This window comes from Vibrio stylophorae (assembly GCF_921293875.1).
Classification (GTDB): domain Bacteria; phylum Pseudomonadota; class Gammaproteobacteria; order Enterobacterales; family Vibrionaceae; genus Vibrio_A; species Vibrio_A stylophorae.
The window spans coordinates 2,451,933-2,469,638 of record NZ_CAKLDI010000001.1; the positions used below are offsets into that span (position 1 = coordinate 2,451,933).

General features: G+C 47.3%; 13 protein-coding genes and 1 pseudogene. 7 read left to right on the forward strand and 7 right to left on the reverse strand.

Going from position 1 to position 17,706, the window contains the following annotated elements; all coding sequences use genetic code 11:
• Positions 1-5: 5 nt before the first annotated feature.
• The 7 genes from parE (at position 6) to rluA (ending at position 11,386) form a co-directional block, all read left to right on the forward strand.
• Positions 6-1,889 (forward strand): DNA topoisomerase IV subunit B, encoded by a 1,884-nt coding sequence (gene parE / locus L9P36_RS11425; RefSeq protein WP_237466974.1) that lies wholly within the window; start codon positions 6-8, stop codon positions 1,887-1,889.
• The gene (locus L9P36_RS11430; protein ID WP_237466976.1) at positions 1,886-3,709 is read left to right on the forward strand and encodes a GGDEF domain-containing protein; all 1,824 of its coding nucleotides are present in this window, start codon (positions 1,886-1,888) and stop codon (positions 3,707-3,709) included. The genes parE and L9P36_RS11430 overlap by 4 nt, the downstream gene beginning before the upstream one ends.
• Positions 3,706-5,991 (forward strand): DNA topoisomerase IV subunit A, encoded by a 2,286-nt coding sequence (parC, locus tag L9P36_RS11435; RefSeq protein ID WP_237466986.1) that lies wholly within the window; start codon positions 3,706-3,708, stop codon positions 5,989-5,991. The genes L9P36_RS11430 and parC overlap by 4 nt, the downstream gene beginning before the upstream one ends.
• Before the next feature lie 114 nt (positions 5,992-6,105).
• A complete protein-coding gene (locus L9P36_RS11440; protein ID WP_237466988.1) occupies positions 6,106-6,834 on the forward strand; it encodes a 1-acylglycerol-3-phosphate O-acyltransferase in 729 nt (242 codons plus the stop codon).
• 55 nt (positions 6,835-6,889) lie between these two features.
• Positions 6,890-7,435 (forward strand): isopentenyl-diphosphate Delta-isomerase, encoded by a 546-nt coding sequence (gene idi, locus L9P36_RS11445; protein WP_237466990.1) that lies wholly within the window; start codon positions 6,890-6,892, stop codon positions 7,433-7,435.
• Positions 7,436-7,600: 165 nt separating this feature from the next.
• Positions 7,601-10,519: an RNA polymerase-associated protein RapA gene (gene rapA, locus L9P36_RS11450; RefSeq protein ID WP_237466993.1), complete on the forward strand. Its 2,919-nt coding sequence runs from the start codon at positions 7,601-7,603 to the stop codon at positions 10,517-10,519.
• A 150-nt stretch (positions 10,520-10,669) separates the two neighbouring features.
• A complete protein-coding gene (gene rluA, locus L9P36_RS11455) occupies positions 10,670-11,386 on the forward strand; it encodes a bifunctional tRNA pseudouridine(32) synthase/23S rRNA pseudouridine(746) synthase RluA (protein ID WP_237467919.1) in 717 nt (238 codons plus the stop codon).
• Between the two features lie 24 nt (positions 11,387-11,410).
• On the opposite strand, the gene L9P36_RS11460 is transcribed toward rluA, so the two are convergent.
• The 7 genes and pseudogenes from L9P36_RS11460 to L9P36_RS11490 all read right to left on the reverse strand — a co-directional run bounded on the left by L9P36_RS11460 (position 11,411) and on the right by L9P36_RS11490 (position 17,566).
• Positions 11,411-11,653 (reverse strand): hypothetical protein, encoded by a 243-nt coding sequence (locus L9P36_RS11460; protein WP_237466994.1) that lies wholly within the window; start codon positions 11,651-11,653, stop codon positions 11,411-11,413.
• A 159-nt stretch (positions 11,654-11,812) separates the two neighbouring features.
• A complete protein-coding gene (locus L9P36_RS11465; RefSeq protein WP_237466996.1) occupies positions 11,813-12,145 on the reverse strand; it encodes a hypothetical protein in 333 nt (110 codons plus the stop codon).
• A gap of 266 nt (positions 12,146-12,411) precedes the next feature.
• Positions 12,412-13,184: pseudogene (locus tag L9P36_RS11470) on the reverse strand (IS3 family transposase).
• 132 nt (positions 13,185-13,316) lie between these two features.
• The gene (locus L9P36_RS11475; RefSeq protein ID WP_237467920.1) at positions 13,317-13,697 is read right to left on the reverse strand and encodes a RidA family protein; all 381 of its coding nucleotides are present in this window, start codon (positions 13,695-13,697) and stop codon (positions 13,317-13,319) included.
• Positions 13,694-14,878 carry a MalY/PatB family protein gene (locus tag L9P36_RS11480; RefSeq protein WP_237466998.1) on the reverse strand — a complete coding sequence of 395 codons (1,185 nt, stop codon included), beginning with the start codon at positions 14,876-14,878 and terminating at the stop codon, positions 13,694-13,696. The genes L9P36_RS11475 and L9P36_RS11480 overlap by 4 nt, the downstream gene beginning before the upstream one ends.
• A gap of 11 nt (positions 14,879-14,889) precedes the next feature.
• The gene (locus tag L9P36_RS11485; protein WP_237467000.1) at positions 14,890-16,146 is read right to left on the reverse strand and encodes an MFS transporter; all 1,257 of its coding nucleotides are present in this window, start codon (positions 16,144-16,146) and stop codon (positions 14,890-14,892) included.
• A 109-nt stretch (positions 16,147-16,255) separates the two neighbouring features.
• Complete coding sequence (locus L9P36_RS11490) at positions 16,256-17,566, reverse strand: MFS transporter (RefSeq protein WP_237467002.1); 1,311 nt, start codon at positions 17,564-17,566, stop codon at positions 16,256-16,258.
• Positions 17,567-17,706: the final 140 nt, after the last annotated feature.

Here is a 17,706-nt window from a genome sequence, read left to right on the forward strand (position 1 = left end):
AAATTATGACTGAGCAATATAACGCTGGAGCCATTGAGGTTCTCAATGGCCTTGAGCCCGTGCGTCGCCGTCCAGGGATGTACACCGATACAACACGCCCAAACCACTTGGGCCAAGAGGTGATCGACAACAGTGTCGATGAAGCCTTGGCTGGTCATGCGCGTCGTGTCGAAGTAATTCTTCATGCTGATCAATCTCTTGAAGTGATTGATGATGGCCGCGGTATGCCAGTAGATATTCACCCTGAAGAGGGTGTATCCGGCGTTGAACTCATTCTTTGTAAATTGCACGCTGGCGGCAAGTTCTCCAATAAGAACTATCAGTTCTCCGGTGGTTTGCACGGGGTGGGTATTTCTGTGGTCAACGCCCTGTCGAATCGTGTTGAAATCACGGTGAAACGTGATGGCCAAGTATACGATATCGCCTTTGAACACGGCGAAAAAGTACAAGAACTAACCATCACCGGCACCTGTGGCAAACGCACCACGGGAACCCGCGTGCAGTTTTGGCCAGATACCAGCTACTTTGACAGTGGCAAATTCTCAGTCAGCAAATTACTCACTATTTTAAAAGCCAAGGCCGTACTGTGCCCGGGCTTAACCATCGTCTTTCAAGACAAAGTCAACGATCAGCGCCATGAATGGTTCTTTGAAGATGGCCTACGCGATTATTTAAGCGATGCCGTCAAAGAGTTCGTTTGCCTGCCAGAGCAACCTTTTACTGGTGAGTTCTCCGCACAAGGCGAAGCCGCTGACTGGGCGGTGGTCTGGCTACCTGAAGGTGGTGAACTGGTCACAGAAAGCTACGTAAACTTGATCCCAACCCCACTTGGCGGTACTCATGTCAACGGCTTGCGCCAAGGGCTGTTAGAAGCGATGCGTGATTTTTGTGATTATCGCAACTTGCTACCACGTGGCGTGAAACTGACCGCCGACGATATCTGGGAGCGCTGCGCTTTCGTGTTGTCGATCAAGATGCAAGATCCACAATTTGCCGGTCAAACCAAAGAGCGCCTGTCTTCTCGTCAATCAGCCGCCTTTGTGTCTGGCGTGGTCAAAGATGCCTTTACCCTGTGGCTCAACGAACGCCCGCAGGTTGCCGAGCTACTCGCTGAAGTTTGTATTGCTAACGCCCATCGTCGTATGCGCGCGAGCAAAAAAGTCGTGCGCAAGAAAATTGCCTCAGGCCCAGCGCTACCCGGCAAGCTGACTGACTGTAGCCAGCAAGATCTCAATCGCACCGAACTCTTTTTGGTCGAGGGTGACTCAGCGGGCGGTAGTGCAAAGCAAGCCCGTGATCGTGAGTTTCAAGCAATCATGCCGCTGCGCGGTAAGATCCTAAACACCTGGGAAGTGTCTGCTGACCAAGTGCTTGGCTCGCAAGAGGTGCATGATATCTCAGTGGCTCTGGGCATCGATCCAGATAGCGACGATCTCAGTGGGTTGCGCTACGGTAAAGTCTGTATTCTTGCCGATGCGGACTCCGATGGTCTGCATATCGCCACCCTATTGTGTGCGCTCTTCGTCCGTCACTTTAAAGCCTTGGTAGATGCCGGCCACGTTTATGTCGCAATGCCACCGCTGTTTCGTATTGATTGCGGGAAAGAAGTATTTTACGCCCTCGATGAAGCAGAAAAACAAGGCATTTTAGATCGTCTCGCCAACAAGCGCAGCAAGGTCAATGTGGTGCGATTTAAAGGTCTGGGTGAAATGAACCCACTGCAACTTCGCGAAACCACCATGGATCCAAATACCCGCCGTTTGGTTCAGTTGACCATTGATGATCATGAGCAAACCCATGAGATGATGGATATGCTACTCGGCAAAAAACGTTCGGAAGATCGCCGCCACTGGCTTCAAGCAAAAGGTGATTTGGCGGAAGTACAATGATCCACCCCTTTCGGCTTTTTGTTTGCCTGATCATATTCCTATTAAGCCCTGCTGCCTCAGCGGGGCTTGCGTCCATTCGTGAACAGGCAAAATCTGAGCCTTGGCAAGCACTCAATACGCTCAGAGCGCTTGAGGTTGATCCCCAACTGAAAGGGGCCAAGGCGGTACTGAAATGCCATATCGAGATGAAGCTGGGTCAATTTCCTGAAGCGCGAAAAACCGTGCGTCATGCCAATGAGCAGTTGAAATTATCCAACATTGAACAAATTCATCTGGAGCTTTGTGCCATTGAGGCTGCGATTGGGATGGGCCATTATGACCGCGCGCTGATTCGTGCAGAGCAACTCGATCCATACCAAAAAAATATACCACCAGAGCTCAAAGCCAGTATGTTGCTGCATATTGGCCGCGCTTGGCTAGCCGTCAACCAAAGTGATGAAGCGTTGCAGTATATTCAAGACAGCCGCTTTTTAACTTATCAATATGAACTGCCAACGATTCGTAACAGCACAGATTTTATGATTGCGCGGCTCTACTCTGAGCTGGGCAGTTATGATCGTGCAGCAGAGCTTTATAGCTTGGCTATCACCCAGTTTAAACAACAGGGCGATCTTTGGGATGAGCTACTGGCCCGCTATTACCTCACTCAATCCTATGTTCGTTTGAACCAAAATGCGGCAGCGGCGCGTCAAGCTAATGCCATTCGCCAATTGGCAAAAACCCTGCATACCCCGCAGAGCCAACTCCTTTACCATCTCAGCTATATCAAAATTTCAATGTCGCAGCATCGTTATGATCAGGCGCTTGAACAAGCAAAGATGGCAAAGCCCTTGGTTCTCAAGCTTGATGCCAGCACCTATGCGACCTCCTATTACTTGCTATTGGCGGATATCTATCAGCAGCGCCACAATCTCGAGGCTGCGCTCACCAGCCTTGAATCAGCCTGTCATTTAGCTGACCAACTCGGCCACTTTGACCGCTATCGCTACCGCGCTCGTATCTTGCAACGACGTAGCGCTATTTTTGCAGAGCAAGGCAAGTTTGAGCTCGCCTATCAAGCAAGCAAGGATTACAACATTCAACTACGTCAGCGAATGACGCTGCGTAACGACCTGATGTCAGCTCTTTTTAAAGCGCAATATAACGTTGAGCAGATGATGCTTAAAAATGCGCTGATGAAAAGTAAAGAACAGCTCGAAGAGCAAAATGAGCAAAAAAAAGTGATCATCATCATCAGCTTTATTTTGTTCCTACTCTTTTTATTGGTCTTGAGCCGCACACGAATTCAGCGATTAAAACGCGATGTCTCGCGTGACCCGCTGACAGGTTGCTACAATCGCCACCACTTTGAGTCGAGCAAGGTTCAGATTTGGCGTCATAATCCACAACTCGCGGTGATCCTCTTTGATATCGACCACTTTAAAGTGATTAACGATAACTTTGGTCATCCCATCGGGGATCAGGCACTCATCACCTTGGCGCACCTATTTCATGGCTCTCTACGTGATAACGATGCACTGATTCGTTTTGGTGGTGAAGAGTTTTTGATTATCTGCAAACACACCGATTACAAAGATATTGAGATGATCGCAGAGCGCCTACGACAAATTTGCGCCAACTACTCGTGGTCAAGCATCGCGGAAGGACTAAAGGTCACCGCAAGCTTTGGTATTGCAACCCGACAAAGCCAAGATCAAAATTTAGCCCAATTAATTCGTCGCGCCGATGCGGCGCTCTATCAAGCGAAGACAGCTGGCCGTAACTGTGTGATCACAGCAACCCCTGCGCCAATGTCCAAACCGATGGAACAACAACAATGACCGAACTAACCATGGACGGGGTGGAACAGCTTCCCCTTCGTCGCTTTACAGAAGACGCATATCTCAACTACTCCATGTACGTGATCATGGATCGTGCGCTGCCACATATCGGTGACGGTCTCAAACCGGTACAGCGTCGTATCATCTATGCGATGTCCGAGCTTGGCCTTAATGCCTCTGCCAAATATAAAAAATCGGCGCGTACCGTCGGCGACGTACTGGGTAAATATCACCCCCATGGTGACTCGGCCTGCTATGAAGCCATGGTATTGATGGCGCAGCCCTTCTCTTATCGCTATCCATTGGTCGATGGCCAAGGAAACTGGGGCGCACCGGATGATCCTAAATCCTTTGCAGCGATGCGTTACACCGAGTCAAAACTCTCACGCTTTGCTGAAGTGCTACTCGGTGAACTAGGTCAAGGCACGGCAGATTGGACCCCAAACTTTGATGGCACCATGAAAGAGCCATGCGTGCTACCTTCACGTTTACCGCATATTTTGCTCAATGGCGTCACCGGTATCGCCGTGGGTATGGCCACTGATATTCCACCACACAACGTGCGTGAAGTAGCCAATGCCGCAGTGGCACTTTTAGATAATCCAAATCTTGAACTGAAAGATGTACTGGATTACGTCAAAGGTCCTGATTATCCAACCGAAGCGGAAATCATCACCCCAAGCAGCGAGATCACCAAGATCTATCAAAGCGGCCGTGGCAGCATCAAAATGCGCGCGGTATGGCAAAAAGATGGCAATGACATTGTGATCACCGCGCTACCGCATCAAGTGTCTGGCGCTAAATTGCTTGAGCAGATCGCCAACCAAATGCGCGCTAAGAAATTGCCGATGGTGGATGATCTTCGTGATGAATCGGATCATGAAAACCCAACCCGCATTGTGATTGTACCGCGTTCCAATCGTGTGGACTGCGAACAGTTGATGAACCACCTCTTTGCTTCCACTGACTTGGAAAAGAGCTATCGCATCAACCTCAATATGATCGGCTTGGATGGTCGTCCACAGGTCAAAGGCTTACTCACCATTCTTAATGAGTGGCTGACCTTCCGCCGTGATACAGTGCGTCGCCGCTTGCAATATCGCCTAGATAAAGTACTGGCTCGCTTACACCTTTTGGATGGCTTGCTGATCGCTTATCTCAACATTGATGAAGTGATTGAGATCATTCGTAGCGAAGACAATCCGAAAGCTGAGCTCATGGCGCGCTTTGGTCTGTCCGATAAACAAGCAGAAGCGATTCTTGAAATTAAATTGCGCCAGTTGGCCAAACTTGAAGAGATCAAGATTCGCGGTGAACAAGATGAACTGAGCAAAGAGCGCGACAAGCTAGAGCAACTGCTCGGCTCTGAGCGCCGCATGAGCACTTTGCTGAAAAAAGAGATTTTGGCTGATGCCAAAACCTATGGCGACGATCGCCGCTCACCATTGGTTGAGCGTCACGAAGCCAAAGCATTGAATGAAAAAGATCTGATCCCAAGTGAACCGATCACTGTGGTGCTCTCTGAAAAAGGCTGGATTCGCCACGCCAAAGGCCATGATGTTGATGTCGCTGGCTTGAACTACAAATCTGGTGACCAGTATCTGGCATCGGCGCGTGGTAAGAGCAGCCAACCTGCAGTGTTTATCGGCACCGATGGTCGCACCTACGCGTTAGAATCACACAGCCTACCCTCTGCTCGCAGCCAAGGTGAGCCAATTACCGGCCGCCTTAACATCACGCCAAATACCACAGTACGTCAGGTAGTAATGGCTGAAGATGAACAATTGTGGCTAATGGGCTCAGATGCGGGTTATGGCTTTATCTGTAAGCATAGCGATCTGCAATCGAAAAACCGCAGCGGTAAAGCGATGCTGAGCTTGCCAGCCAATGCCGAAGTGCTACCGCCACAAGCGGTCACCAGCTTGGCAGAGGATGAGCTGCTCGCGATTACTAATGAAGGCCGCATGCTGCTGTTCCCAATTCAGGACTTGCCACAATTGCCGAAAGGTAAAGGGAATAAGATCATCAATATTCCAGCAGCACGCGCCAAAGCGCGAGAAGAGGTCTTGGCATATCTCACCGTGTTGCCAAAAGGCGCGCATATCACCCTCTATGCAGGTAAGCGTAAGCTCGGTCTGAAATGGGACGATCTCGCCAACTTCCGTGGTGAACGCGGTCGTCGCGGTGCCTTGTTGCCTCGCGGTCTACAGCGCGTTACCGGAATTGAAATTGAAATGCACGGCAGCGCAAGCGAGGAGCAGACATCGCAAGATGTCGAGTAACCCGTGTTGCTTTGTCCTCAATGAGCGCGCCCATGGCGCGCTCATTGCTAAAAGGCAGTGCATTTTTTCTCCGCATCGTTATACTGCCGTCACTTTGTTTGTAAGGAAGCCAACATGATCCTTGTGTTTCGTTTGTTGATGCTGGCTATTTTCGCCATTGTCACCTTTGTTTTTGGCACGCTGTATTGTTTGTTCAGCCCACGCAATCCTAAACACGTGTTTACCTTTGGTCGTCTATTTTCCAAACTCGCGCCTCTCTTTGGTATCAAGCTTGAGCTTCGTTTACCTGCCGATGCCTATCAGCGCGGTCCAAGCGTGTATATCGCCAACCACCAAAGTAACTGGGATCTATTCACTGTTTCCGCAGCCGTGGTTCCCAATGTGGTTACCGTCGGTAAAAAAAGCTTGGTTTGGCTTCCTCTTTTTGGCCAAATTTACTGGATCACAGGTAATATCCTGATCGACCGCGCTAATCGCAGCAAAGCGGTCAATACCATCAGCCAAGTGGTCGATAAAATTAAAGAACGCGCTGTTTCTATTTGGATGTTCCCTGAAGGCACCCGTTCACGTGGCCGTGGCTTATTGCCTTTTAAAACCGGTGCATTCCACGCCGCAGTCGCTGCCAAAGTGCCTGTCACACCAATTGTTTGTAGTGCCACCGATCAGGTAAAACTCAACCGTTGGAATAATGGCGTGGTGATTGTAGAGATGCTGCCGCAAATTGATTCATCGCAATATGCCAAAGAAAGCGTGCGTGAATACGCCAACCACTGCCACCAACTGATGGCAGAAAAGATCGAACAGCTCAATGCTGAGATCGCAGCGCGACAAAAGTCGCAGTAAACTTAACTCGTGTTGCTAAGGCACGCCTCGCGTGCCTTTTTTTGTGGAGTGCGATATGACTGAATTTGTCGTTTTAGTCGATCAGCAAGGACATCCCTGTGGAACGCAGGAAAAATTAACCGCGCACGAATTAGGTCAACGTCATCTGGCGTTCTCTGTACTTCTCTATCGTCGTCGCGGTGATGTGACTGAGCTGTTACTGCAACAGCGCGCCTTGCATAAATATCATTGCGGTGGTTTGTGGACCAATACCTGCTGTTCACACCCGCGCCCTGATGAAGCCATTGAAGCTGCGGTGTATCGCCGCCTGCGTGAAGAGATCAATCTCACCCTCACCACGCCTTTGGTTGACCTATCCCCCTTTGAATATCGAGCGGCGCTGAGCAATGGGCTGGTTGAACACGAATGGGATCACTGTTTTCTCGCCCCCTATGACGGTCCGCTTCCCCCGGCCAATCCTGATGAAGTGATGGCTTTGGAGTGGCAGCCCCTAAATCATGTTTGCGAACACCTTGCCGCCCATCCACACTGTTATACACCGTGGTTTGGTCAAGTGTTGGCAAAAGCAAGCACTTGGTTACAACAACATCAAGTGACCTGATATTGATCAATTGAACGGATAAAACATGGATTGAAAGGTGATCTCTGTCACGCCTTCCATTACCATGTGCCCCTTTTCGCCCCAGCAGTTTATCGGCAATACCCCATAGACTGCTCCGTCGCCACCGCGCGACATTTACAAGGTTTGTACTGAGGTTTGACATAGATGCCATTTGCATTGGGACAGCGCTGGATCAGCGACAGCGAAAGTGATTTAGGTTTAGGTACTGTGATTGCGGTTGAAGCCCGCACTGTAACCCTTTTGTTTCCAGCCAGTGAAGAGAATCGCGTCTATGCACGCAATGATGCCCCTTTAACCCGTGTGATGTTTAATCCCGGCGATCAAATTCAAAGCCATGAAGGCTGGGAGCTTTTAGTCGCGCAAGTGGAAGAGCAAGGCGGCCTACTCACCTACCACGGCACTCGTATTGATACCAGCGAAACTGACGTCGCACTGCGTGAAATTTTGCTGTGCCACACCATTCAACTGAGCAAACCTCAAGACAAACTCTTTGCTGGTCAAATCGATCGCATGGATCGTTTTGCCCTGCGCTATCGCGCTTTGCAACATCAACAGCAGCAACAAACCGGTGAACTGCGTGGCCTCACAGGCATGCGCGCAAGCCTGATTCCACACCAGCTGTACATCGCCCATGAAGTGGGTCGCCGCTATGCGCCGCGTGTACTCTTGGCTGATGAAGTTGGCTTGGGTAAAACCATTGAAGCTGGGATGATCATTCACCAGCAAGTGCTATCACACCGCGCTGAGCGCGTGCTGATCGTGGTGCCTGAAACCCTACAGCACCAATGGCTAGTCGAGATGATGCGCCGCTTTAACCTGCATTTCTCTATTTTTGATGAAGAGCGCTGCCTGGAAGCCGATGCCCGCAACCCATTTGAGACCGCGCAATTTGTGTTGCTGTCTATCGATTTTCTGCGTAAGCATCGCCAGCGCTGTGAAGAGCTCTGCGCGGCTGATTGGGATCTTTTGGTGGTGGATGAAGCGCACCATCTCACTTGGTCTGAAGAAAAAGCCAGCCGTGAATATCAAATTATTGAATCGCTCGCAGAGCACACCCCAGGCGTACTATTGCTAACTGCAACACCAGAGCAGCTTGGCCACCAAAGCCACTTTGCACGCCTGCGTTTGCTCGACCCAGATCGTTTCTATGACTACCCTGCCTTTGTTGAAGAGGAAAAAGCTTACGCGCCCGTCGCAGAAGCGGTCAATGCGCTCAACCAAAGCGCCGAACTCCCCGCGGATGCTGAGCAAACCCTTCGCGATAAACTCAACGATGCCGTTAGCCTAGAAGCACTAGCTGTTTTAACCGATGCCAATAGCGATTCAGCAGCGCAGCTCAATGCGCGCCAAACGCTGGTTCAGCAACTAATGGATCGCCACGGCACGGGTCGTATTTTGTTCCGCAACACCCGCGGCGGCGTCAAAGGTTTTCAGCAACGTCAGCTAACACTCATTCCACTGGCAATGCCAACCCAGTACGAAACAGCATTGAAAGTTGCCTCGATCATGAACAAGCGTTTAGATGACGCAGGCAAGACCAAGCAATACCTCTATCCAGAAGAGATCTATCAACAATTTGAAGGCGATGGCGACAGTGCAACCTGGTGGCGTTTCGACCCTCGTATCGACTGGCTGCTTGAACATCTCAAAGCCAATCGCCAAGAAAAAATTTTGGTGATCTGTGGTAAAGCCAGCACCGCACTCAGCATTGAGCAGGCGCTGCGTGAGCGCGAAGGGATCCGTGGCACTGTCTTCCATGAAGGCATGACCATTATCGAGCGCGATAAAGCGGCCGCTTACTTTGCGCAAGAGGAAGCTGGTGCGCAGGTGCTGATCTGTTCTGAAATTGGCTCTGAGGGTCGTAACTTCCAGTTCGCGCACCAATTGGTGATGTTTGATCTGCCAATGAACCCAGACTTGCTCGAACAACGTATTGGCCGTCTTGATCGCATTGGTCAGCGTCAAACCATCGAAATTTTCGTCCCGCTACTTGCTGGCGGCGCACAGGAAAAATTGGCAACTTGGTATCATCAAGGCCTCAATGCCTTTGAAGAAACCTGCCCGACAGGTCGCGCAGTCTATGATCAATTTGGTGATGCCGTCGTCGCATCGCTCGCCAATAATCAGCCTACAGATAGCGACTTTGAAGCGCTGGTTAACGATAGCCGTGAGCTGCATAATGCACTCAAAGCAAAACTAGAAGCCGGACGCGATCGCCTATTGGAGCAACACTCAAACGGCGGCGCAGCTGCTGAAGCATTGGCAGAACGTATTGCCAATCATGATGGCGATACCGAACTCGTTGCTTTTGCCTTGGGCTTGTTTGATACCGCAGGTCTGCATCAAGATGACAAAGGCGATAACGCCATTGTGCTGCATCCATCAGAGCATATGCTGTTAGCAAGCTATCCGGGTCTACCACAAGATGGTTGTACCATCACCTTTGAACGCGATGTCGCGCTTTCTCGTGAAGATGTGCAATTTGTCAGCTGGGAGCACCCGCTGGTGCAAGGCGGCATTGAAATGCTACTGGCTGAAGGTGCGGGCACCACAGCTGTTTCCGTGTTGAAAAATAAAGCGCTACCTGCAGGCACCCTATTCCTTGAACTCATTTATACCGTTCAAGCACAGGCACCAAAACGCACCGGTATTCATCAGTTCCTCCCTGCTACACCCATTCGTGTACTGCTGGATAACAAAGGTAACGATCTTGCAGCGCAGGTTGAATTTGACAGCTTCCACCGTCAGCTCAGCCCAATCAATCGACATCTTGCCAGCAAGGTGGTGAACTCAGTTCAAACGGCGGTTCACCAACTGATTCAACATGGCGATATTGCGGCAGAAAAACAGGGGCTGGCGATTCGTGAACAAGCCAAAACCACCATGCAGCAGATGCTTGGTAACGAGCGCGATCGTTTAGTGAATTTAAAGGCAGTGAATCCCAACATTCGCGATGTGGAAATTGAACAGATTGCTGAGCAGATTGAAACCCTCAGTCAATCCATCGATAGCGCGCAGATTGGCCTCGATTCGCTACGCCTGATTGTGGTTTCGCACAATTAATCCACTGCAACAAAATGCGGATAAGCGGTGTGAGATCTCACTTTTGAAAAAAGTGTGCTCACACCGATTCGCGCTCAGAAATCCCCACATGCTACAATCTCCAACCTTTTTAGCCTTGTTATGAGTAAACGCAAAGATATGAGCAATCCTTTGCCCGCCTTTGAATATCATCCACCAACAGATCCTTGGTTGTCTGTTGTGTATGAAGATGATGACATTATCGTGATCGATAAACCCTCTGGGCTACTCTCTGTACCAGGGCGCGAGCCTGAACATCATGACAGCGCTTATTTGCGCGTGGTGAGTCAGCACCCATTGGCGCAAATTGTTCATCGCCTCGATATGGCAACCTCTGGCATCGTTCTTTTTGCTAAGCACAAACAAGCCGAACGCCACCTCAAAGCACAGTTTCGCGATCGTATTCCACAAAAACGCTATATCGCGCGCGTTTGGGGTCATCTCAAACAAGATGCAGGTGAAATCGATTTGCCACTGATTTGCGACTGGCCAAATCGTCCAAAACAGAAAGTTTGCTTTGAGCAAGGTAAGCCGTCACAAACAGGCTTTGAAGTCTTAGCACGGGAAACCCGTGAAGATGGCATGACCACCAGCGTAGTGGATCTCAAACCCATTACAGGCCGCTCGCACCAGCTACGTGTTCATATGATGAGTTTGGGACATGAAATTATTGGTGATGGCTTTTACGCGCGTCCAATGGCGCAAGCCATGACCCAGCGTTTAGAGCTGCATGCGCTTGAATTGACCTTAAAACACCCACGTACCAACCAGTGGTGTCACTTCTTTGCACCTTGCGATTTCTATCCTGAAGTCAGCGCTAAACTCCACACCGAACTACCGCAAGATTAACGCTTAGCAGATAAGCGAAAAAAATCAGCGACCTAAGGTATACCATTGCATGGCTTGCTCACGCAGCCGTGCAATCATCTCCTTTTCCGGCGGCATTACCTTGATTTGTGGCCATCCATATTGTTTCAGCACATGTTTCACCAATAGCGTTTGCCATGCATGACGTTTGATTTGATCTTGCATACTTGCCCCTGTCTTATGGGAAAAGACATAGATCTCGTTGAGCAAAGCACGGTGCTGCTGCAATACATCCTCAACAACCGTCATAAAAGCTAAATCTTCGCGCATGATATTGAAAATGGATGGAAAAAAAGAATTATGCCCCATGGCACATATTCACATCCGTGAGGTTAAACACAGTTCAAAAAAAATGCGCCAAAAGGCGCATTTTCTTGAATATAAACCGAAAAATATCAGTTTATCGAACTATTGAATGGTCACAATACCATCCACTTCAACATACTCAACCGCACTATCACAGCGCAGTTGCTGAACCGCATTTGGTGTACTGTCGATTACAAAGGCTTGAATCAATTCAAACTGCATCACCACGGGCGCTTGAATCATATTGGCAAGACGCGTGGCCTCTTGCGCGGTATTGCTCCCCTCTTTCAAACCAACGATAAAACGAGTGGCATCAGCGAGCTCACCTGAAAGTGGTGCAGGGTCTGCGCAAGGTGGCGGGTCAATGGTCAACACACACCCCGAAAGGCCGAGTACAATCGAGCACACACTCATCACCATCAATAAACGCTTCATAACAAAATCCCTTGGTTATTTGTTCTCAATGAGACAGGAGCAATTCATTGATTGCTCGATTAATTTTAACAGTATGACAGGCATCTGTTAAAACACAACCAATGCTATCTGCAGGCCAATTCTTCATATATTAGTTTTGCGCTGGCTCTAAATCTTGTCATCCAAAATAGAGATATTGCTTTATATCCAACGGGAGCTCATAGCACTGTGAAAAATTGCTGCGTCTGATTAACATAATGTCCCGTCCTGATATAGGTTGGCACATTTTAAGTATAAAACGCCCGATGTACTTCATCGGGTGTTTTGTATTTCAGTCCCGTATGAGGTCGCTGTTCGTTATACAAAGTCACAGATTCAGCCACCATTCTTCTGGCTTCCTGCAAATCCCTTGGTTTTATCAACAAATACTCCTGCTTTAAAATCCCATTTACTCTTTCTGCTAATGCGTTTTGATAGCAGTCATAGCCATCTGTCATTGAACATGTAATGCCATGTTTTTGATGCAGTGCTTGATACTCTCGAGAGTAGTATTGAATGCCTCGGTCTGAATGATGAATCAGCGCTGTGCTTCTTCGTTTACTCTTCAGTGCCTTAATGAAGGCTTGCTTTACTGATTGGGTCTTTAAGTTGTCGTCCACGTGATAACCCACGATTTTCTGAGAGTAGGCATCAGTGACAAGGCTTAGATAGGCTTTACCCTTGAGTGTGGGAAGGTAGGTAATATCTGCTACCCACAACTGCTCAGGTTGATTGGGTTTAAAGCCTGCTTTTAGATAGTTTTGATGACAATAGAAGTGATGTCGACTGTGCGTCGTTCGATGATAGGCGCGTTGGTTAGGCACTAGTAATCAGGTGTTCCTTGATTCCAATCTAGACGGCCATACTTACGAAGCCAACCTAAAACCGTACTTCAACCTTGGATGCCATAGCGCTCTTGCGCTTGTGTGTAGCTTAGCTCGCCTTTTTCTACTTGGTCGACAACAGCGAGTTTAAAGGTAAGGGAATAATCTCTTTGTGTTCGCTTGTGGGTTGATTTCATAACACTCTCCAATTTGATGGTCAGAAAGTGTCAACCGTATTTAGGACGGGTCACACAAAATATAAAAGCCAGCGAAGCATACCTCGCTGGCTCAAACACAAATATTAATCGTTCAAATTGAGTGGTTGATATTTAAGCGATTTCAGCAATCACTTCAATTTCAACCTTAGCCTCCATGGGCAAACGAGCAACCTGAACACAAGTACGCGCCGGATAAATCTCATTAAAATGCTCGCTATATACTGCATTTACTGCAGCAAAATCAGCCATATCACTGAGAAAAACACTCGCTTTCACCACGTTATTCAAGGTCAAATCACGCGTAGCTAAAATTGCTTTAATATTCTGAATACTCTGTTCTGCCTGTTCAGCTACATCAGCAGAAATCACCGTCATGGTTTCTGGAACCACAGGCAGTTGCCCAGATACAAAAATCAAATTCCCTGTTTGCATTGCCTGCGAATAAGGACCAATTGCTTTCGGTGCGTTTTCAGAGAAAATTACTTGCATTATTTATTTTTAACCTCTTGTTCATATGCTTTTTTTATAGCATTCATTGCGCCAATTAGGGTGTCCATGTGACAAGCGGTATTCATACGAACAAAGCCCGCACCACCCTTGCCGAATTTTTCCCCCTCGTTGATGCCTAAGCCATGTTTTGCCAGCAATTGCTTGAGCCCTGCGCCTGGAATATTCCACTGCGAAAAATCCAACCAAACAAGGTAAGTTGCATCGGGCTCAATCAACTGCACAGCAATATCGTTATCTTTAAGAAAAGCGCGAATGTAATCCAAATTCGTTTGAAGATAACCAACCAAGCCATCAATGTAGTAGTCACATTCACCGCTGTACGCGACCGTATTGGCCAGAGCGCCAAGAATGGAATAATCAAAGTGCATACGTGAAGCCGCTTGCTGGAAGCGCGTCTTCAACTCTTCATCGCAGATCATCAAATAAGATGCATACATACCATGAATATTGAAGGTCTTTCCTGACGCACTCACAATCATCGCGTGCTGCTCAACATTTTCACCAATCGATAAATATGGAACATGCTGCTTTCCGTCATAGTAAATATCGCCATGTACTTCATCACTAAATACCATAACGCCATGACAACTACAGATACGGTGAATTTGCAAAAGCTCTTCTTTAGAGAAAGCTTTACCTACAGGGTTATGCGGATTACACAACACCATCACTTTACAACGCGGGTCGCTAGCTTGTGCTTCAAGCTCTTCAAAATCGACTTGATATTGGCGAGTTTGCGCATTAAATACCAATTCGTTTTCCAGCATGATACGACCATTCACATCGAGTAAATGCCCAAAATTGTGGAACGCAGGCGTTTGAACAATGACCTTATCACCGGCCACCGTAAACGCGTCTAATACAATTTTCATCGCCACGATAATGCCCGAGAAGTAGATAAAGTGCTGTGGCGCAACGCTCATGTTATGACGACGCTGATAATAGCCTGCCAAGGCCTCATTCAATGCGCTTGGCACCCCTTCACCGTATGCCAAAATACCTTCATCAATTTTTGATTTAAGCGCATCAACAATTTCTTGTGGTGCACGAAAATCAGTATCAGCACAACCCATTGGATAACTCACGAGTGAACCTTCTTGGTCCCACTTCCAACATTGTGTGCCTTTACGATCAATGAATTGCTCAAAATTATGTTTCATCATAAATACTCCAATTATGCCGACGCTTCAGTTGTTTGTTTTTTTGCTTTTAATTTGAGGATGCCGAGCACACCGACAAAGCCCACGCAAGTCATCGCCACCATGTACGTGAAAATCATTTTGTATGCTGTTTCTGCAGGGTAAGCGTCAAGCCAGCCACCAACTTGGCTATAGATAAATGCATCTGGTGAATAACCAAGAACAGAGATAATACCAACGGCTGCGCCAGTCGAGCCCACAGGGATTTTTGCTTCGTTCATCGTTGCAAATTGGATGCCGCGCAAGCCGTATACCATAAACGCTGTCGATAGTGTCAGCATGATGATGAACCAGTAAGATGCTGTATTCGGTAATACCACAAGACCAACACCAGATAGCGCAGCAAACAAAAGGAAGATAGCAACTGATTTTGTTGGTGAACCTATTTTATCTGCAACAGTACCAGCCAGTGGGCTAGAAAGGATACCGATGCCATATTGACGAATGATCGAAACAACACCAACCAGCGCAGTAGGAACCATGAAGACGTTTTGCATATACGGCGTGGTGTAAGATTGCAGCGCGTACACACAGTAAGCCGCAAATACAATCAAAGAAACTAACCACAATCCAGGCGTCATCAAAAGCGCTTTAATTGCAGCCACAGTAATAACTGGCTCAGAGTCTTCATTACTCTCATCATTTGGCAACAAAAATAGTGTCAATAGACCAAGGCCAACATATAGCGATCCGTAGAAAATCAGCGTAGTACGAATGCCGCTCACCGCAGAGCTTGCCAGTTCAACAAATGCTAGAGCAGCAAATGCTACGCCCATTCCCATAGCAGCACGAATACCTTCTGAATAACCAAAGAATTTACCTTGATCTTTCTCACCGCCCAAAATGCGAACTGCCTTCACGAATGCCGACCAGAAAGTCAAAATAGTCGTAATCGCCATTGCCCCCATGATAATTACCATCGAGTTATACGACGGTAATGTTGCATACCAGAAAGTTAATAATCCGGTACCAATCAAAGAAAATACAAGAAGAGACTTAGGTTTAAACTTATCAGCGACAAAACCACCGGGGATATAACACATCAAAGAAACAGTACCAAAGATACTACTCAGTGCACCAATTTCAGCATTAGTTAAAGAAAGCGCCTGCATCAATGGTTCATAAAGAACCTCTCGAAGATACGCAACCTTATAAATAATACCAGCAGCAGTTCCAAGAACAAACAGCGTCAAATAACGCTGAAATGTAGTTAGTTGTTTATTTTCAGACATTTTTATTTCCTTTTAAAAAAATTACATTTTCGAAAGCAAAGCGATACCAACTCCACCGCCGAATAGAATAGAGAATTGACATTTTATATACCAAGCGACTTGATATCTTTTATTTGAATTTTGTCTCCGGTGCATAACGAGTACAGACAATCGCACCAAACATTAATGTCACGACGCAAATCTTCAATGCGAAAGCAACACCATAATCTTCAGAAATAATAGGGAATAGGAAAGTTCCAAGACCACTACCTAGTCGACTCATCGAAACTACAAAACCAACACCGGCACCTATTGATTCATTAGGAAACAACTCCGGCGGATACACAGTATCTAATACACAAGAAGCAGATAACCCCAATGAAAACAATCCAAAGAAAATTGACATAGCTACAAATGAGTGTTCCATCATCACGATAACTAGCGATAAAGTAATTGCCGAAAAATAAAACCCACCAATTAGAAACTCACGCCTAGACAATCGATTAACAAGAAATACACCAATAAGAGATCCAATCACGAGCGCGCTATTATAAATCAACCCAGTATAATATACCGAATGAACACCAACGCCTTTTAAAATAACAGGAATAAATGTGCCAATAGCAAAGTAAGGAATCACCTGACAAGCATAAAACACAGAACCTACAAATGTATTCGCTCGCAATTCTTTACCAAAAATCGAACTAAATGATGTTGTCTGTCTATCATTTTCATAATGTTCTAATCGAATCGGATTAGAAAAATAACGTTCAACTACTTGTTGAGCTTTTTCAGGATAACCATGACTGAAAAGCCAATTGGGTGATTCAGGGGTCTGCCAGCGAACGAGCATCGTTAAAAAAGCTGGGACTGAACTTGTCGCCAAAACTAAACGCCAATTATCGCCAGTAGATTCACCGAGCCAGTAGCCAATGCAAAATGACAACATATAACCAAGCCCCCAAGTCACAATCATTGAGCCCAGCACTGATCCTCGATGGCGTTTCGGTAAAATCTCACTAATCAGCGATAAACCCACTACGTAATCAGCACCGAGAGATAAACCAATCAACAAGCGAACAACTAATAAAACTTCAGTCGTATGAACAAAACATTGGACGACCGATAGCGCAAAAATCGCAACCATAGACCATCGATATAAATTGAGGCGACCAAGACGATCAACAAAAATACCAGAAATCAAGCTCCCAAATAGAAGTCCCAGTAACGATGCTGCGCCCAGCAATCCCAACCAATAGGCATTTAGCGTTAATTCACTTCCTGCCATTCCAAGTGCAATACCAATAATACCAAGCACATAACCATCTGTAAGGTGCCCCCCCATGCCTCCCAATGCGGCATAAACATGAACAGATTGAAACGGAGCATCATCTAACGTGGTCTCGCTAGGTATTCGTGCAAGTTTTCTGGATATATCCATGCAGAGCATCTCACAACATCCGACATTCATCGATGCCAGATAAGAAATTATCAATCAAGGATAATAATTTATACGCATTCACTTCCAATTAACACGCATCAGATCACAGATCTTCTGAAAGACCATCTTAAACACCATCA